General features: G+C 51.4%; 14 protein-coding genes. 4 read left to right on the top strand and 10 right to left on the bottom strand.

The window, feature by feature from the left end:
- Positions 1-63: 63 nt before the first annotated feature.
- From DFR47_RS00420 to proC, 4 genes are all read right to left on the bottom strand, one after another.
- Positions 64-774: a polysaccharide deacetylase family protein gene (locus tag DFR47_RS00420; protein ID WP_113942462.1), complete on the bottom strand. Its 711-nt coding sequence runs from the start codon at positions 772-774 to the stop codon at positions 64-66.
- The gene (locus DFR47_RS00425) at positions 774-1517 is read right to left on the bottom strand and encodes a glycosyltransferase family 25 protein (RefSeq protein ID WP_113942463.1); all 744 of its coding nucleotides are present in this window, start codon (positions 1515-1517) and stop codon (positions 774-776) included. Before DFR47_RS00425 ends, DFR47_RS00420 begins: the two co-directional genes overlap by 1 nt.
- Before the next feature lie 265 nt (positions 1518-1782).
- A complete protein-coding gene (locus DFR47_RS00430; RefSeq protein ID WP_113942464.1) occupies positions 1783-2130 on the bottom strand; it encodes a BRA0787 family protein in 348 nt (115 codons plus the stop codon).
- A 485-nt stretch (positions 2131-2615) separates the two neighbouring features.
- Positions 2616-3428, bottom strand: a complete 813-nt coding sequence (gene proC, locus DFR47_RS00435; protein WP_113942465.1) for a pyrroline-5-carboxylate reductase — start codon at positions 3426-3428, stop codon at positions 2616-2618.
- A gap of 485 nt (positions 3429-3913) precedes the next feature.
- Between proC and DFR47_RS00440 the strand changes: the two genes are divergently transcribed.
- From DFR47_RS00440 to DFR47_RS00450, 3 genes are all read left to right on the top strand, one after another.
- Positions 3914-4531, top strand: a complete 618-nt coding sequence (locus tag DFR47_RS00440) for a hypothetical protein (RefSeq protein WP_113942466.1) — start codon at positions 3914-3916, stop codon at positions 4529-4531.
- Between the two features lie 138 nt (positions 4532-4669).
- A complete protein-coding gene (gene folD, locus DFR47_RS00445; protein ID WP_113942467.1) occupies positions 4670-5587 on the top strand; it encodes a bifunctional methylenetetrahydrofolate dehydrogenase/methenyltetrahydrofolate cyclohydrolase FolD in 918 nt (305 codons plus the stop codon).
- Between the two features lie 94 nt (positions 5588-5681).
- Entirely contained in the window at positions 5682-6119 is a 438-nt protein-coding gene (locus DFR47_RS00450; RefSeq protein WP_113942468.1) for a GNAT family N-acetyltransferase, read from the top strand.
- Here DFR47_RS00450 and edd read toward each other — a convergent pair whose 3' ends face one another.
- The 3 genes from edd to zwf form a co-directional block, all read right to left on the bottom strand.
- Positions 6120-7934: a phosphogluconate dehydratase gene (gene edd, locus DFR47_RS00455; protein WP_113943144.1), complete on the bottom strand. Its 1815-nt coding sequence runs from the start codon at positions 7932-7934 to the stop codon at positions 6120-6122.
- A 294-nt stretch (positions 7935-8228) separates the two neighbouring features.
- Positions 8229-8954 carry a 6-phosphogluconolactonase gene (gene pgl / locus DFR47_RS00460; RefSeq protein ID WP_113942469.1) on the bottom strand — a complete coding sequence of 242 codons (726 nt, stop codon included), beginning with the start codon at positions 8952-8954 and terminating at the stop codon, positions 8229-8231.
- Between the two features lie 201 nt (positions 8955-9155).
- On the bottom strand, positions 9156-10631 hold the full coding sequence (zwf, locus tag DFR47_RS00465) for a glucose-6-phosphate dehydrogenase (protein ID WP_113942470.1): 1476 nt from the start codon (positions 10629-10631) through the stop codon (positions 9156-9158).
- A gap of 453 nt (positions 10632-11084) precedes the next feature.
- Between zwf and DFR47_RS00470 the strand changes: the two genes are divergently transcribed.
- Complete coding sequence (locus DFR47_RS00470) at positions 11085-11834, top strand: glucose 1-dehydrogenase (RefSeq protein WP_113943145.1); 750 nt, start codon at positions 11085-11087, stop codon at positions 11832-11834.
- A gap of 67 nt (positions 11835-11901) precedes the next feature.
- Here the strand turns inward: DFR47_RS00470 and DFR47_RS00475 are convergent, their stop codons facing one another.
- The 3 genes from DFR47_RS00475 to DFR47_RS00485 all read right to left on the bottom strand — a co-directional run bounded on the left by DFR47_RS00475 (position 11902) and on the right by DFR47_RS00485 (position 15609).
- Positions 11902-13200: an NAD(P)/FAD-dependent oxidoreductase gene (locus tag DFR47_RS00475; RefSeq protein WP_113942471.1), complete on the bottom strand. Its 1299-nt coding sequence runs from the start codon at positions 13198-13200 to the stop codon at positions 11902-11904.
- A 232-nt stretch (positions 13201-13432) separates the two neighbouring features.
- A complete protein-coding gene (locus tag DFR47_RS00480; RefSeq protein ID WP_113942472.1) occupies positions 13433-14866 on the bottom strand; it encodes a glutamine synthetase family protein in 1434 nt (477 codons plus the stop codon).
- A 509-nt stretch (positions 14867-15375) separates the two neighbouring features.
- Complete coding sequence (locus tag DFR47_RS00485) at positions 15376-15609, bottom strand: SMc00767 family acetate metabolism repressor (RefSeq protein ID WP_113942473.1); 234 nt, start codon at positions 15607-15609, stop codon at positions 15376-15378.
- Positions 15610-15718 lie beyond the last annotated feature (109 nt).

Here is a 15718-nt window from a genome sequence, read left to right on the forward strand (position 1 = left end):
TCTTCGACTGCCAGCAATATGATAAAATAATTCTCTGTTCCGCCTGTCGGACGATGTGTTTTGTCAAAGGCTGATGAGTCTCTTCAGGAAGAGCAAGCCACCATCAGTCCGGCGGATATAGCGGCGTGGCAGGCCAAAAGGATCGTCCGTTGCTCTGGCATGGCCGCGTTTTGTGGTCGTTGCATAGGTATAACCGGCCTTGCGGGTGATATCACGGATAGCCTGCGTTTCACCGCCGTAAGGGTAGCAGAAATTGGTCACTTCACTGCCCAGAATATCTTCCAGAACTTTCTTGGAGCCTGCAATCTGGCGCTCTGCTTCGGCTAAATCAGCACCCGGCAAATAGATGTGGTCAAGCGTATGCGCACCGACTTCATGCCCTTGTGCTGCCCAGTCACGCAATTGCTCGGCATTCATGCATGGAATTTCAATCGCGCCTTTCGGGATATCCCATTCATTGCGGCCAGCGATCTGATTGGCCACAAAATAATTGGTCGCAGTAAAGCCGAACTCTTTCAGTGCCGGCATGGCATGCTGATAGACGTTGAGAAAACCGTCGTCGAAGGTAATGACCGCAACCTTGCCCTGCTTCTTGCCTTCGAGATAAGGCTGGGCATCACGCATCGATAATCCCTGATAACCCAGTCTTTTCAGCCAGCGCATCTGACTGCGAAACCGATCCGGATGCACATGCAGACTGCGGAACGGCTTGTCAGACGCAGGCGGCACATCAATCGAATGATAAAGCAGGATCGGAATGGCAGAAGGTTTCATCAGTTTCGTCCGGATTTACGGGAATAAATTTTGACACTGCGCCGGTAAATCGGCCGCATCAGTTCTCTGTGTAGTTTATGCGCCAGAGAGCGTGGTTGTTTCAAGGTGCTGCCACCCAGATTTGATGATATTTCCTGTACTCCTCCGGGAACAACAGAGAGCGGCTGCAATTTTGTCACCCAATTCATTTGGGCAAAAGTATCAACCGGTCGGTCAAATTTCTCTGTTAATTCAAGTAAGATTTTTGCAGCACTGCGACTAATAATTTGAGCTACCATGCCTAGCCCTACAGGAACTGGATGGATGACTTTTATCGACGTATTCGTACCGGTAATAACCGCTCCTGTCTCCCGATCTGAACGAAATGGCAGGCGAACCAGACCTCCTTGAGCGGTAACGGAGACTGCCGCCGCAAAAGCTGCGGGGAAGTCCGGCGTCAGAGCCACATCATCTTCCAGCACGAGTGCGGCATCCAGATTTTGATCAATGATGGCCTGCCATGTTTTACGATGCGACAGGAAGCAGGCAACTTCATTGCGGCTCAGACGAAACGGATAATAAGGTTTGTGCAGACGTGGCTGATAGACCTGTGAAACCTGCTCATCGCTCAGTTGTTTTGAATCAACTGCAATAATGATCTCAGCCGGTATCGGGAGTTGTGCCATCAGTTCAGTTACTTGCGCACGGCGTTCGGTCGCGCGTTCAAGATGAACGATGAAGGCTTTAATCTGCGGGTTTTCCATGAATAACCTTTGGCCGGAACGGTTCGTTTTACTGGCTGAATGCAGGCCGATCACAGTCCCGTGATCGGATATAAGCGTCTTCTATAGCAGCTGAAAGGTCATGCTGGAAACTGTTAAACATTTCGAGGCAAAAATTGATTGTTTATAATATTTAGGTGCGAAGCTGACAGAACAATCATGAAATGCTGACAATCCCAAAAGATAGAGCAGAGGCGGACAAATCTGCTGATCTGTCCGCCTCCGGTGCTGGATTGTGAGTTCCGTGTTAATTGTAAATTGTTGCGGTAACCGGACGCCGCACATAATTGCTTAGTGCCTGACGCAGCAGGCCTGAGGCATCCGCATAGGTCGCCGGAAAATCAATCGGCTGATGTTGCATAATATGCGGTATCGCGGCTTTCAGAGATTCCAGCACATGCTCCGGAAGTTTGTCGGAACATTGTGTTAACCGGCGAAAAATCACGCTGATACGTACGGTTTTCCCGTAAACCGCAACTTGCGGTTCCTGATCGGTCATGTCCCAGTCTTCATAGGCGTGAACAGCTTCAAGGAAGCCGTTCAGTAAATAAATTGAAGCATGTCCGTTGTGGAGCGGTGGCAGCAAACTTGACATTCCTGTCTCCTTTTTCGGGCTGCTTACTGCGATCAAATCCTTGCATAGAGCTCGCAGTAATCTTTTAATATTATTTGTATTTCCGTGTATGCCTGCCTGTAGAGGGCAGGAATTGTGAGAACTGTGGTGAGGCAAGTATCGCCTGAATATGTGACAGTTCTATAATGCCGGATAATTTTGCCAATGTGTTTGGCGGTATTTCATAGCATTTCCAGCAAAAGTGCGAAGCGGTTTTGCGTCGGATAATGCGTAAAAATAAAAAGTTACAGCGGTTCCAACGATTCAGTATTAACTGGAACCGCTGTAATTCGTTGGTACAGCCATAAAAATAGAGCTGACGGTATAAGATTAACCAAAAATCAGTGCGGGTAAATCCCGATTTTATTGTACTTTCGGATAGGGCAGTAGAAAAAGAAATATTTTTCAAGATAAGAAAAGGGAGGGGGTGTTCATCCTCTCCCTCTTTATTGCAGCGGTAATCTGTTTCAGCTCTTGCCAAGTTCCACAGAGCGTTGGCGGGCGGCTTCAACCGCTTCTGTCAACAGATTTTGCAACCGGCTATCACCCATCAGAACATCAAGTGCGGCAGCTGTGGTGCCGTTCGGGCTGGTGACATTGATGCGCAGTTGTGACGGCGTATCTGTGCTGGTTGCTGCCAGCGCACCGGCTCCATAGACGGTCTGCATGGCTAGCATACCGGCAATATCCTGCGGCAGTCCGGCAGTGATACCTGCCTGCGTCAGACATTCGATAAAGTGAAAAATATAAGCAGGGCCTGAGCCTGAAACCGCGGTAACGGCATCCATCAGGCTTTCATCGTTGACCTGTGCAACCTGACCGCTGGTCGCCAGCAGTTCTTCAGTAAACTGCACCATATCCGGCTGCACATTGCTATTGGCAAATGTGACCATCATGCCTTTGCCGATGGCGGCTGGTGTATTCGGCATGCAGCGAATGACGGCACTCTGGCTGCCTAAAATCTGCTCAAACAATGCAACAGGTGTTCCTGCGGCAACGCTCAGAAAAGTTGCGGAGGCGGCATAGGGCTTATAGTCAGGCAAAATATTCTGAATAACCTGCGGTTTGACGGCAATGATCACGAGACGCGGTGTGTCTAAAATCTCGGCACTGTTTTTGACGGCTTTAACACCGAGTTTTCCGGCGCGTTCACGTAAACTATCTGCCGGTTCAATTACAGTCACATCGGAAGGCTGCAATTTTCCGCTGGCGAGCCAGCCTTGCAGCATCGCATAGCCCATATTTCCGCAGCCGACCAAAACAGTGTTCTTATTCGTCATCCTTGCCTCTCCCGCTTGATCACACATTTGCATATGCCAAATATTTTGATGATTTAATTGATAGATAGACCATTCTGCGGGGGAAGGGGAATAGCTTCCCAGTAATAATATTCATCGCAGGTCATTGCCCGCTGAAGTGAGGGGTGTGAGACGCTTGCGCCGCTAAAGATCATAAAAATATGAAATTTATTTCTCTGAGTGGTTGCCAGAGACGTTAAGGTTTTGTTAACCATAGGGCAGAGTGATTTGCACCGGTCTTACCGCGCTGCAAAAGCGTAACGGGTCTACGTGATTTACATCGTAAAATGCGTTGCTTCTGGCGTATTGCTTATCTGCGAACAGTTTTGAAGAATGAATGATCAGTCGGAAAATACCGATTGGTCAATTTCAAACGAGTCTTTGTTTGAAATTGCGAATTTTTCACAATTTGTCTGCGGCTTATTATGAATTACTATGTGAAATAAATTTTAAAACGGGGCGGCATTATGGATCGTGATAATAAATTTTCCGGCACATTACCGCTATTGGCCTATACCCCTCAGGATTTTGGCCTCAATGCGCAGCGTTCCCGTGCTTATCGTGCACGTGCAGCTATGGGGCGTACTGGTGTGCAGCCTGTGCGCAGCCATGCACAGGCTCCGGCAATGGCCGTTAAAGCACCAGTTGCAGAGCGCGCAGAGGAAGCTGCTCCTTCTTCAATGTTTAAAAAAATCTGGCAGCGCGTTGCAGGGCGTTTGAAACCTGCAAAGAATACTGAAGAAAAGCCATCACAGGTTGTTGCCCCCGTTATCGAGCAAACTGTTGAACAGCGACTGCCTGTCCGTCGTCCGGTTACAGCCCCTCAGCCTGCGGCCATACAGGATACACAGGTGGAAACAGCTGCAGCGGCACTTGTAACAGAGGATGTGGTGATTGCTGAAGCCCGTCAGACTGTTTCAAAAACCTATGCTGCAATGCGCAAGGGTTCGCTCAGTAACGCTGCAGAAGATCAGTCCATTCCGCAGGCGCCTGATCTTTCCCATGCACTGGCCGAAATCCGGCAGGCATTGAGCGAACATGAAAAACTGGCCAATGCCAGACAAAACGAAAATTCGTCACGTTGATGCCGTTATTCAGATAGCGGAACCGTTTTTTGATTGTCATCATCCCTCAGGCAGATTATGCGAAGGCAGGATGTAAGCACGGCTTGTAATCTCAGGTCTCAGCGCTTGCATTATTTTTTGGTCTGACGGAGTTGTGAGATGACGACTGAAGCGAGCGGCGCAAAAGTAATCGACGGTAAATTACTGGCGGAAGATGTGGTGGCAGCGGTTAAAACCGCAACCGGTGAACTGGTATCCGCCACCGGCGTACAGCCAGGGATTGCCGTGGTTATTGTCGGGGAAGATCCGGCCAGTCAGGTTTATGTCGCTTCCAAAGGTCGTAAAGCCCGTGAATGCGGCTTTCACTCCGTTCAGCATACATTAACTGAAGATACATCCGAAGCGGATTTGCTGGCTGTTATCGATGGCCTCAATAATGATCCTGCCATTCACGGTATTCTGGTGCAGTTGCCGCTACCGAAACATATCGACGAAGGCCGCGTTATTCAGACAATCGCACCGGACAAAGATGTGGACGGTTTCCATTATATCAATGTGGGCAAGCTTGGCACCGGTGCTGTGGACAGCGCTTTTGTGCCATGCACACCGGCTGGCAGCATGATTATGATTGAGCGTCAGCTTAGCCGCGATCTGTCCGGTCTGAATGCTGTTGTAATCGGTCGCTCCAATATTGTCGGCAAGCCGATGGCCAATCTGTTGCTTGCAGCCAATGCGACAGTCACTGTTGCTCATAGCCGTACTAAAGATTTGCCTGCTTTGGCGCGTACTGCTGACATTCTGGTGGCAGCTGTTGGTCGTCCGCAGATGGTGAAAGGCGACTGGATCAAACCGGGCGCGACAGTGATTGATGTGGGTATCAACCGCATTGATGCGCCGGAAAAAGGCGAGGGTAAAACCCGACTGGTCGGCGATGTGGATTATGAAGAAGCCGCAAAAGTGGCGGGCGCGATCACGCCGGTTCCGGGTGGTGTAGGTCCTATGACTATTGCCATGCTGATGGCGAATACACTGGTCGCTGCTTGCCGCGCTGCCGGTGCGAAAGCACCAAAATTCTGACGTTGTACTGAAGTACACAAATTCTGATTAGTTATATGACTGAAGCGGGCGTAGCAAAATATTGTTGCGCCCGTAATCATGAGGAGCAGATGGAATGCTGAAAATTCTGCCTTTCATCCCGCTTCGTGATGATTACACTGCCTTGCTCAATGAGAGCTTGGCACAGGGGCAGCGCATGCTGCAACGCCTGCATGATAACTGGGAAAATGGCGCGAACAGGTTTGATCAGAATGGCGAAATCTTAATTGCCGGATTTATCAATGGTGAGCTGGCTGTGGTGTGCGGACGTAATATTGACCCCTATGGTGCTGATGCGGCGCAGGGACGCGTACGCCATCTTTATGTGGCGCAGCGTTTTCGCCGGAGCGGCATTGGCTCTGCTCTTGTCCGCTCTGCCATGGATGACGCCTCAGAGTATTTTTCTTGCCTGAACACCAATGCACCGGAAAGTGCGTTCCTGTTTTATCAGGAGCTTGGTTTTGTGCGGGTCACAGACAATGTGACTGTGACCCATTGTTATCGCTTCGGTTAATCAGAATACGGATGCGCCCTGATCCGCATGACCGGTTATGTGCCGGAAGGCAGTGAACAATTCACGCCCCATGCCAAATTGATTATGGCTGAGATCAGGTGTCTGAATGGTGCGGGATTGCAGTTCTGTGTCATTCACTAACACAGTCAATGTGCCTTGTGCTGCATCAAGGCGAATGATGTCGCCTTCCTGAATTTTCGCGATCATGCCGTTGTCCAGCGCTTCCGGCGTGACATGAATGGCAGAAGGTACTTTACCCGACGCACCAGACAGGCGGCCATCGGTTACCAGTGCTACGCGCTGTCCGCGATCCTGCAAAATGCCAAGCACAGTCATCAGCTTGTGCAGTTCCGGCATGCCGTTAGCCTTTGGGCCCTGATAGCGGACAACGGCAATGAAGTCGCCTTCCAGCTTACCTGCCTTGAAGGCATCCTGCATTTCCGCCTGATCATGGAAGATTTTCGCCGGAGCTTCAATCACATGGCGATCCGGCTTGACGGCAGATATTTTGATAATTGCACTGCCGATATTACCGCTCAGCACTTTGATGCCGCCGTCCGGCTGGAAAGGTGCTTCAGCTTTTGCCAGAACTTTGGCATCTGCACTCACTTCAGGTGCAGGGGTGCGGGCAATCGTACCGTCTGCATTGAGCGCCGGTTCAATAGTATAATCGCGTAAGGTTTCACCCCAGACAGTACGTACATCTTCATGGAGCAGTCTGGCATCCAGCAATTCGCGGATCAGGTAGCCCATGCCGCCTGCAGCATGGAAATGGTTTACATCGGCCAGACCGTTCGGATAAACGCGGGCAAGCAGTGGTACTGCGGCGGAAATATCGGAAATATCTTGCCATGTCAGCTTGATACCTGCCGCCGCTGCCATAGCGATGAGGTGAATTGTGTGATTGGTCGAGCCGCCGGTGGCATTCAGGCCGACAACGCCATTGACGAAGGAACGCTCGTCGAGCATTGCGCCGACCGGCGTGTAATTATTGCCGCAAGCGGTGATTTCCAGTGCGCGTTTGGCGGCCTCTTTGGTCATGGCATCACGCAAAGGCGTGTTCGGATTGATGAAAGAGGAACCTGGAATATGCAGCCCCATAATTTCCATCAGCATCTGATTGGAATTGGCCGTGCCGTAGAAAGTGCAGGTGCCGGGGCCGTGATAGGATTTGGATTCCGATTCAAGCAGTTCCGCACGACCGACTTTACCTTCGGCGTAGAGCTGGCGGATGCGGGCTTTTTCATCATTCGGCAGGCCGGATGTCATCGGCCCCGCCGGAATAAAAATTGCTGGCAGATGGCCGAAGGTCAGTGCACCGATCACCAGTCCCGGAACAATCTTGTCACAAACGCCGAGATAAACAGCCGCATCAAACATATCATGAGACAGGCCGACAGCGGTCGCCATGGCAATCACATCGCGTGAAAACAGCGACAGTTCCATGCCTGCAAAACCTTGGGTCACACCGTCGCACATTGCCGGTACACCACCGGCAACCTGCGCGACACCACCTGCTTCGCGCGCCGCCTGTTTGATCAGTTGCGGAAAGGTTTCAAACGGCTGATGGGCAGAAAGCATATCATTATAGGCAGTGATAATGCCGATATTCAGCAGTTCATCACCGGCAAGCCCCGCTTTGTCGGATGGGCCACAGGCAGCAAAACCATGAGCAAGATTGGCGCAACCCAGCGCAGAGCGCATTGGCTTGCGGCTGGCTGCTGCATTGATCCGTGCCAGATAGGCCTCGCGGGTCGGACGCGAACGCTCGATAATCCGGTTGGTAATGGCCTGCAGGGTGTGGTTCACGGTCATCTCAATCTCCCATGGCTGCAATGCAGCGCATATCACTTGCCTTTAAACCGATTTAATATACGGAAAAATACTATAGCGAAAGAGTGGAAATTGGCTGATGCGTCTATAGGGCGCAGAGATTGTAAGCCGGATAAATTATTGTTCTGCCTTGGTGTTTTACACGGCAACCAAGGCAGAAGAGGGTAGCGGGCTTATAGCGCATCCCGAAAAGTGCGAAGCGGTTTTCGGAATAAGATGCGCGTAAAAATAAAGAAATAGAGCGGTTTCAATGATTCAGTATTAGCTGGAACCGCTCTATGGTGCCCAGTAGAGCTGTACCGGTTGTTTTGCATAAGCAAAAATGGCGCGTACCGGCATAAGATTGATGTCTTCTTCATTGTAATCGCTGGCCAGCGCTTCTTCAAGAACGGCAAGTTTTTTCTCGCCTTCAATATGCAGGATCAGCAGATCAGCATTGGTGAGAACCGGCAAGGTTAGTGTCAGGCGTGGTTCACCGGCACCTTCTGCCTGCATCGGTACAACGACTGCACGTGTTTGCGGGTCGAGTGCCTGATCCAGTCTGCTGCCGCCACGGAAGAATGAAGCCGTATGGCCGTCATTGCCCATGCCCAGCACAACCACATCAAAAGGTTTTGGCAGGGCATCAATGCGATTGGCGGCGGTGACAGCGGCAACGCTTGCGGTTTGTGCAGGACCATAGAGACTGACAAACTGCGCATTGGCTGCTTTGTTTTGCAGCAGATGATCGCGTGCCAGCTTTTCGTTGGAGCGCTCATTATCCGGCGCTACAAAACGTTCATCGACGAGAGTGATCGTAACCTGTTTCCATGCCACATCCTGCATGGAAAGCGCCTCAAACAATTGTACCGGCGTGGTGCCGCCGGATACAGCAAGCACGGCATGTCCTTTGGCCGTGACTGCTTTATTCAGTTGATCCGCGATTGTTCCGGCTAATTGCAGCACCAAAGCGGATGGCTCTGCAAAATCATGCCTTTCAATATTGGTTATGTCAGTCTCCATCAATGTTCCTGCGCTTGAGCGCTGTTGTAAGCGCACTGCGCAGGTATTTATATCTTTTCACAGAATACCATATCAGATGGGTATTCTTGCCATGCCTTTTGAGGGGGGCAAACCTTTGTTTTGTTTAGGGCGATGATGTTCTGTCTTGGCAGAGACTATCGTGCCCCGTCTCGTGAGAGACAAAGTATATACGATGTCTCGTCAGAGACTATCATGCCATGTGCGGCCGTCACGCTCGATCAGGGCGATTGAGCCGGAAGGCCCCCATGTGCCGGATGTATAGCCCTGAACTTTCTGTTCATTGCTTTCCCAGCCTTCAAGGATCGGATCAACCCAACGCCATGCGGCTTCCACTTCATCGCGACGCATAAACAGGGTCTGATTGCCGCGCACAACATCCATAATCAGGCGTTCATAGGCATCCGGATTACGCTCATCAAAAGAAGCGGCGAAGCTCATATCCAGCGGAATCTGGCGCAGACGCATACCGCCCGGACCCGGATCTTTGATCATGATCCATTGTTTTACACCTTCATCCGGCTGCAGGCGGATCACCAACTGATTGGCTGTAATATGACCGGCACTGCTCTCAAATATCGAGTGGGGGATAGGTTTGAATGTCACCACAATTTCTGAAACGCGCTCGGCAAGCCTTTTGCCGGTGCGCAGATAGAAAGGTACATTTGCCCAGCGCCAGTTACCGATTTCGGCTTTCAGCGCGACAAAAGTTTCTGTGTTGCTGGTATTGTTTTCCAGATCATCGAGATAGGATTTCACAGGGCCGCCCGCAGAGGCACCGGCGCGATACTGGCCGCGCACAGTATTTTCCTGCACATTGTCTGCGGTAATCGGCACGAGTGAGCGCAGGACTTTGACCTTCTCATCATGGACAGCATCGGCTTCCAGCGATGCCGGTGGTTCCATCGCCACAAGGCAGAGCAATTGCAGCATATGGTTTTGCACCATATCGCGAAGCGCACCGGCGGTGTCGTAATAGCCTGCACGACCTTCAAGGCCGACAGATTCCGCAACCGTGATCTGCACATGATCAATATGGGCGGAGTTCCACAGCGGTTCATACAGTGCATTGGCAAAGCGCAGCGCCATCAGGTTCTGCACGGTTTCTTTGCCGAGATAATGGTCGATACGGAAAATCTGGTCTTCGCGGAAAACGCTGCCGATTGTGTCGTTGAGAATTTGTGCGGAAGCCAGATCGCGGCCGATCGGTTTTTCAACGACGATACGGGTCTGATCGGTAATCAGGTCATTGCTTTTCAGCTGTTTGGCGATATCGCCGAACAGGCTCGGGCTGACGGCCAAATAGAAGGCACGAATATCAGCAGGCTTATTTTTGATCAGCTTTTTGAGCTCCGGCCAGCCCTGATCGGACTTGGCATCAATCGCGACATAGGAAATGCGCTGCAAAAACTGTTCGATCTGCTCTTCGTCAATCTCGTCTTTTTTGACGTGTTCATGAATCGCATTGCGGGCAAAGGTTTTATAATCCTCGACGCTCATTTCACTGCGCGATGCACCGATAATACGGGTCGGATCGCTGAATTGTCCGGCACGCTGACGCTGGTAAAGGGCAGGGATCAGTTTGCGCTCGGCAAGGTCGCCCGAGCCGCCGAAAACGATGCAGTCAAAGGGCTCTACCGGAATTGTCTGGCTGGTCATGAACCTGTCTCTTTATTCGCTTGTGTCTGGTCGCCTGCGAGGGCGTATTCAGGATATGGAGAGAAAGTGGTGGGATTGGGTCGGAGCGTGGTTTTCAACGAAGCAGTGATTTGCATTATAATCTAGCGAAATATCGCAGTTTACAATAGTGGTTTTTTAAATCGATTTAAAATTCATGCAAAATACTACAGCGTAGAGAGGGCGCGTAAACATATCTGTGAGCGGGCTCGAGCATTTCACAGTCCAGTTGGCTCAACTTGGACAGTCCGTGATAATGCGACCAAACTAAGAATTAGAGCGAGCGCTGTGATCCAATTTGAACGCAAACCGCTCTAAGATTCCCTTCGCTGCGGAAATGCTCTATGCATGAGGGTAACTGATTTGCAGAACAGTCTCAGCAGGCCGAAAACCGGTTTTCTGCGGAGATTGTTCGATGAAGGCATGGAGAGAATTATGGCACGTTTGAAGGATAAGGTCGCAATTGTTACCGGCGCCGGTTCGGGTTTTGGTGAGGCGATTGCCCGCCGTTTTGCGCAGGAAGGTGCAAAAGTAACCGTTGCCGACATTAATCCGAAACGCGCCAATGATGTTGCAAGCTCTATCGGCAAAAATGCTGTGCCACTTGCCGTGGACGTGTCGCGCAAAGACGATGTTGAGCGGTTGATCGGTACGACTTTGCAGCAATTCGGTCGTCTGGATATTATGGTCAATAATGCCGGTTTTGCTTATAAAAATATGCTGCTGACTGACGTGCCGGAAGATAGTTTCGACCTCATCACTGCAGTGAATATGAAGGCGCTGTATCTCTCCACGCTGGCTGTAGTGCCGGTGATGCGTAAATTCGGCGGCGGTTCAATCATCAATACTGCGTCGATCACTGCGAAACATCCGCGTAAAGGTTTAACCTGGTATAATGCCTCAAAAGGCTGGGTACTGAGCGCGACTAAATCAATGGCACTTGAACTGGCTGAGTATAAAATCCGCGTTAATGCTATCTGCCCTGCAGAAAGTGAAACGGACACTCTGAAAATGATCCTCGGCATGGACAGCGATGAAGTCCGTGCGGAAATGAAAGCTTCAATTCCGCTTGGCCGTTTCTCCCTGCCGGAAGATATTGCCAATGCCGCGCTGTGGCTGGGCAGCGATGAGGCTTCTTTTGTCACCGGCACATCTGTTGATGTGGATGGCGGCTACAGCCTGTAAAAACATTTTCTGAAATATAAAAAGCCCCGCCGGTTATAGTAACCGGCGGGGCTTTTTATATATGGGATTATACCCGATCCATCATGGCAAACCATGAGAGCGCCAGAAACAGCAACGGCGCACGGAAGGTGCGGCCACCCGGAAATGCCGGAATTTTTAGTATTTCAAACTGGTGCAGGCGCTCGCGGTTACCGGTTACAGTCTCGGCATAGAGTTTGCCCATGAAATTGGCGAGCATAACGCCATGGCCGGAATAGCCGCCAGCGCTGATCACATTCGGCATTACTTCGCGCACGAATGGCTGACGAGGCATGGTAATGCCCACGGAGCCGCCCCAGCTATGGGTAATCTCAATATCTTTGAGCTGTGGATAGATTTCTGTGATCTGGCGGCGGATATGGGTGGTAATGTCGCGCGGATTATCGGCCGTATAGGCTTCACGCCCGCCGAAAAGCAGGCGGCCGTCTTTGGAGCGGCGGAAATAACGCACGACAAAACGGGAGTCATCAACGGATTCTCCGCCGTTTAAGACATTATAGGAAGCATCAAGCGGAACTGTTGCCCCCATGAATGAGCGGATTGGCATGACATGCGCTGCGCTGGTCGGCTCCAGATTGCCACCATAGGCATTGACCGCAATCAGTGCTTTTTCCGCATTGATGATGCCACGTGCAGTTTTAACGATGACGCGGCCATTGGATGAGGTGATGCCGGTGGCTTTGCTGTTTTCATAGAGCTTTGCACCCGCTTGTGCAGCGGTCTTCGCCAGTCCGATCAGCAATTTCATCGGGTGGATATGGCCGGTGCCCTTGTCATAGGTGCCGCCGAAATAACGGCTGGAGCCAAGTTTTGCTGCAACTTCATCGCGCTCCATATAGCGCAGATGCGGATAGTTGAAGCGCTCTGCCATAATTTCGCTATGAGCTTTATACTGCTTGTCATAGCGTTGTTTATGCGTCACAGACATGTGCCCCTGCACATATTCCATGTCGATATTATGCTGCACAGCAAAGCTTAAAAGATGATGTTTGGCTTCCTCCGCCAGATCAAAAAGCGCTTTGGCATGGTCAAAACCATACTGCTTTTCAAGATCCTCCGCGCCGCAGCGCTGGCCGGTATTCAGCTGTCCGCCATTGCGCCCCGATGCGCCATCACCAAAACGGGCTTCATCAAGCAGCACGACCTGAATACCCTGACTTGCCAGATGATAAGCAGCAGACAGGCCGGTATAACCGCCGCCGATAATGACGACATCGGTTTGTTGCGAGCCGTCAAATTGCGGATATTGCGGTCGCTCACTGATACTTGCCTCATACCATGACAGTCCGGGAGAAATCGGGCTCTGATATTGCTGTGACTGTTGCATGAAATGCCTATACGTCGGAGGGCAAAATGTGTCTGATTTAAAAGTCACCATGCCGGTCTGCAAACGGCGACTTCTCCGCTTCCGGTGCTCACGTACTTTTATGTACGTTGCGCGCCGGCTCTCGAAATTACCGTTTTCGCCACGGCCTGCCGCTTTTCATGCAGACACGAGTCTATAGTCCGGCAAAACATGCTCCGGCACATTGATCAAAAACAATATGCCGGAGTGTTATTTATACGTTGAGCAGCAGATATTCCCGCTCCCAAGGGCTGATCACTTCCATGAAGGTCTCAAATTCTGCCCGCTTGATCGCTGCAAAAGTGGTTGCAAAACTCTCGCCGAGCAATGCTTTGAGCTCGCTATCCTGCTCAAACAGGCTGACGGCCTCAATCAAACCGCGTGGAAGTTCCACCTCGTTGCGGTTGACCGATGTGGCAACCGGCGCATCCGGCATGATCTTGTTTTTCAGGCCGATCAGACCACAGGCAAGCGATGCCGCAAGTGCCAGATAAGGATTGGCATCGGAAGACGGGATACGGTTTTCCACGCGCCGCGCCTGCGGATCAGAGCGCGGTACGCGCAATGCGGTGGTACGGTTGTCGTAACCCCATTTCACATTGACCGGTGCCGATGCGTCCGGTGTCAGACGGCGATAGGAGTTCACGTAAGGCGCGAACATCACCAGAGCATTCGGAATATGACGCTGCATACCACCGATGAAATGATAAAAAGCCTCGCTCTCGGTGCCGTCTTCATTACTGAAAATATTATGGCCGGTCTTTTTGTCGATGATCGACTGATGGATATGCATTGCCGATCCCGGCTGCCCCTGAATAGGCTTGGCCATGAAGGTTGCATACATATCGTGTTTCAGTGCAGCTTCGCGGATGGTGCGTTTGAACATGAAAGCCTGATCAGCCAGTTCAATCGGATCACCGTGACGCAGGTTGATTTCCAGCTGACCTGCACCTTCTTCGTGGATCAGCGTATCAATTTCCAGCCCCTGTGCCTCGGAGAAGTGGTAAATATCATCGATCAATTCGTCGAATTCGTTGACACCGGCGATGGAGTAACCCTGACCGCCGCCAATAGCGCGGCCTGAACGGCCGACCGGTGGTGTCAGCGGATAATCGGGATCGGGATTTTTGCGCACCAGATAGAATTCGATTTCCGGCGCAACAACCGGCTTGAGGCCGAGTTTGGCATATTCATCCACCACGCGCTTCAGTACGTTGCGCGGAGTGAATTCTGCCACGCGCCCGTCCTGATAAACGAGATCGCAGAGAACCTGTGCGGTCGGGTCAGATTCCCAAGGCACAACAGTCAATGTGGAAAGATCAGCGACAAGACGCAGATCGCCGTCATCTTCCGGATAGACAAAGCCGTGGCCGTCATCAGGATAATCACCGGAAATGGTGACCATGAAAACAGCGGATGGCAATGCCAGCGTGGAATTGGAAATGAACTTCTTAGACGGCATCATCTTGCCGCGTGCAACGCCCGCCTGATCGGGGGTGATGCATTCAATATCTTCGATATCGCGCCATGCCAGCCATTCAGAAGCTTCTTTCCAGTTTTTGACGCCGCGCAGCGACTTGACATAGGCTGGTGTACCGCGACGTACAGCTTTGCGCGGTTTTTTCTTCTCAGTAGGTGTGACAGGCATTGTTCACCGAATATCTGTTTACGATGTGGCCACCATAGCTTTTGCGGCGGCTTTTGACAAACAGAGTAGCATTTGTACGCAGAAGCGTAAGTCCTGCTGTTAAAAATATTTTTTGCTTGTGAGAGTGGTGCGGGACGCAGGCTGCCCGAAACTGTCCGGTATGATTTGAGGATAATACAAGACAGTCAGTCATGATATCCGGACAGCCTGCGATTGTGCGGCTCCACCAGAAATAACGACCCCGAGAATGCGGGAGGGGAAGTTGGGGGATGGAGCCGAACCTGAGGGGATCGTGCTGTCCTGCATTGCGAAAATGGCAGGACAGCAGGGAGGATGCTAGAGTTGAGTGGTAGGCGAAGGCGTGCAGTTTAGTTTCGTGTCAGAACGACCGGTGTCAGCAGATCACCCCACTGGCCTGCGCCATGCCCGCATTGCGTAGCATGCAAACTGAAAAGCGCATTGCGTAGCATGCAAATGGAAAAAGCATGGTGGTGCAGGCCAGAGGAAGCTTAATTTCGTGTCAGAACGACCGGTGTCAGCAGATCGCCCCACTGGCCTGCGCCACCATGATGGCGGGCGGAGCGCACCAGCTCAACGGATACGCCGGCTTCAACTGCTTTCATAACAGCGTGGTTGAGGCGGTGAAGATCATTGGCCAGCATACGGATCGCAGCCTTCTGGTCTTCTGTCATAGCCGAAGCTTGTTCTTCGGCTCGTTCTTTAACCTGTGGTTTGGTCATCATGGTCTTTGTCCTTGGGTTAGAGCGAGATGGTGAGCTGAAGTTGGGGTTGAGATAAAATCCGTAACCGGAAGAGAGCCATATGGCCGGGTGAAGGAGAGTATCCGGTTAC

It is taken from the genome of Pseudochrobactrum asaccharolyticum, from assembly GCF_003314995.1.
Classification (GTDB): Bacteria; Pseudomonadota; Alphaproteobacteria; order Rhizobiales; family Rhizobiaceae; genus Pseudochrobactrum; species Pseudochrobactrum asaccharolyticum.

What these genes read in the sequence shown, in the direction of transcription:
- DFR47_RS00420 (WP_113942462.1), bottom strand. Translation starts at nt 774, where the DNA reads ATGAAACCTTCTGCCATTCCGATCCTGCTTTATCATTCGATTGATGTG.
- DFR47_RS00425 (WP_113942463.1), bottom strand. Translation starts at nt 1,517, where the DNA reads ATGGAAAACCCGCAGATTAAAGCCTTCATCGTTCATCTTGAACGCGCG.
- DFR47_RS00430 (WP_113942464.1), bottom strand. Translation starts at nt 2,130, where the DNA reads ATGTCAAGTTTGCTGCCACCGCTCCACAACGGACATGCTTCAATTTAT.
- proC (WP_113942465.1), bottom strand. Translation starts at nt 3,428, where the DNA reads ATGACGAATAAGAACACTGTTTTGGTCGGCTGCGGAAATATGGGCTAT.
- DFR47_RS00440 (WP_113942466.1), top strand. Translation starts at nt 3,914, where the DNA reads ATGGATCGTGATAATAAATTTTCCGGCACATTACCGCTATTGGCCTAT.
- folD (WP_113942467.1), top strand. Translation starts at nt 4,670, where the DNA reads ATGACGACTGAAGCGAGCGGCGCAAAAGTAATCGACGGTAAATTACTG.
- DFR47_RS00450 (WP_113942468.1), top strand. Translation starts at nt 5,682, where the DNA reads ATGCTGAAAATTCTGCCTTTCATCCCGCTTCGTGATGATTACACTGCC.
- edd (WP_113943144.1), bottom strand. Translation starts at nt 7,934, where the DNA reads ATGACCGTGAACCACACCCTGCAGGCCATTACCAACCGGATTATCGAG.
- pgl (WP_113942469.1), bottom strand. Translation starts at nt 8,954, where the DNA reads ATGGAGACTGACATAACCAATATTGAAAGGCATGATTTTGCAGAGCCA.
- zwf (WP_113942470.1), bottom strand. Translation starts at nt 10,631, where the DNA reads ATGACCAGCCAGACAATTCCGGTAGAGCCCTTTGACTGCATCGTTTTC.
- DFR47_RS00470 (WP_113943145.1), top strand. Translation starts at nt 11,085, where the DNA reads ATGGCACGTTTGAAGGATAAGGTCGCAATTGTTACCGGCGCCGGTTCG.
- DFR47_RS00475 (WP_113942471.1), bottom strand. Translation starts at nt 13,200, where the DNA reads ATGCAACAGTCACAGCAATATCAGAGCCCGATTTCTCCCGGACTGTCA.
- DFR47_RS00480 (WP_113942472.1), bottom strand. Translation starts at nt 14,866, where the DNA reads ATGCCTGTCACACCTACTGAGAAGAAAAAACCGCGCAAAGCTGTACGT.
- DFR47_RS00485 (WP_113942473.1), bottom strand. Translation starts at nt 15,609, where the DNA reads ATGATGACCAAACCACAGGTTAAAGAACGAGCCGAAGAACAAGCTTCG.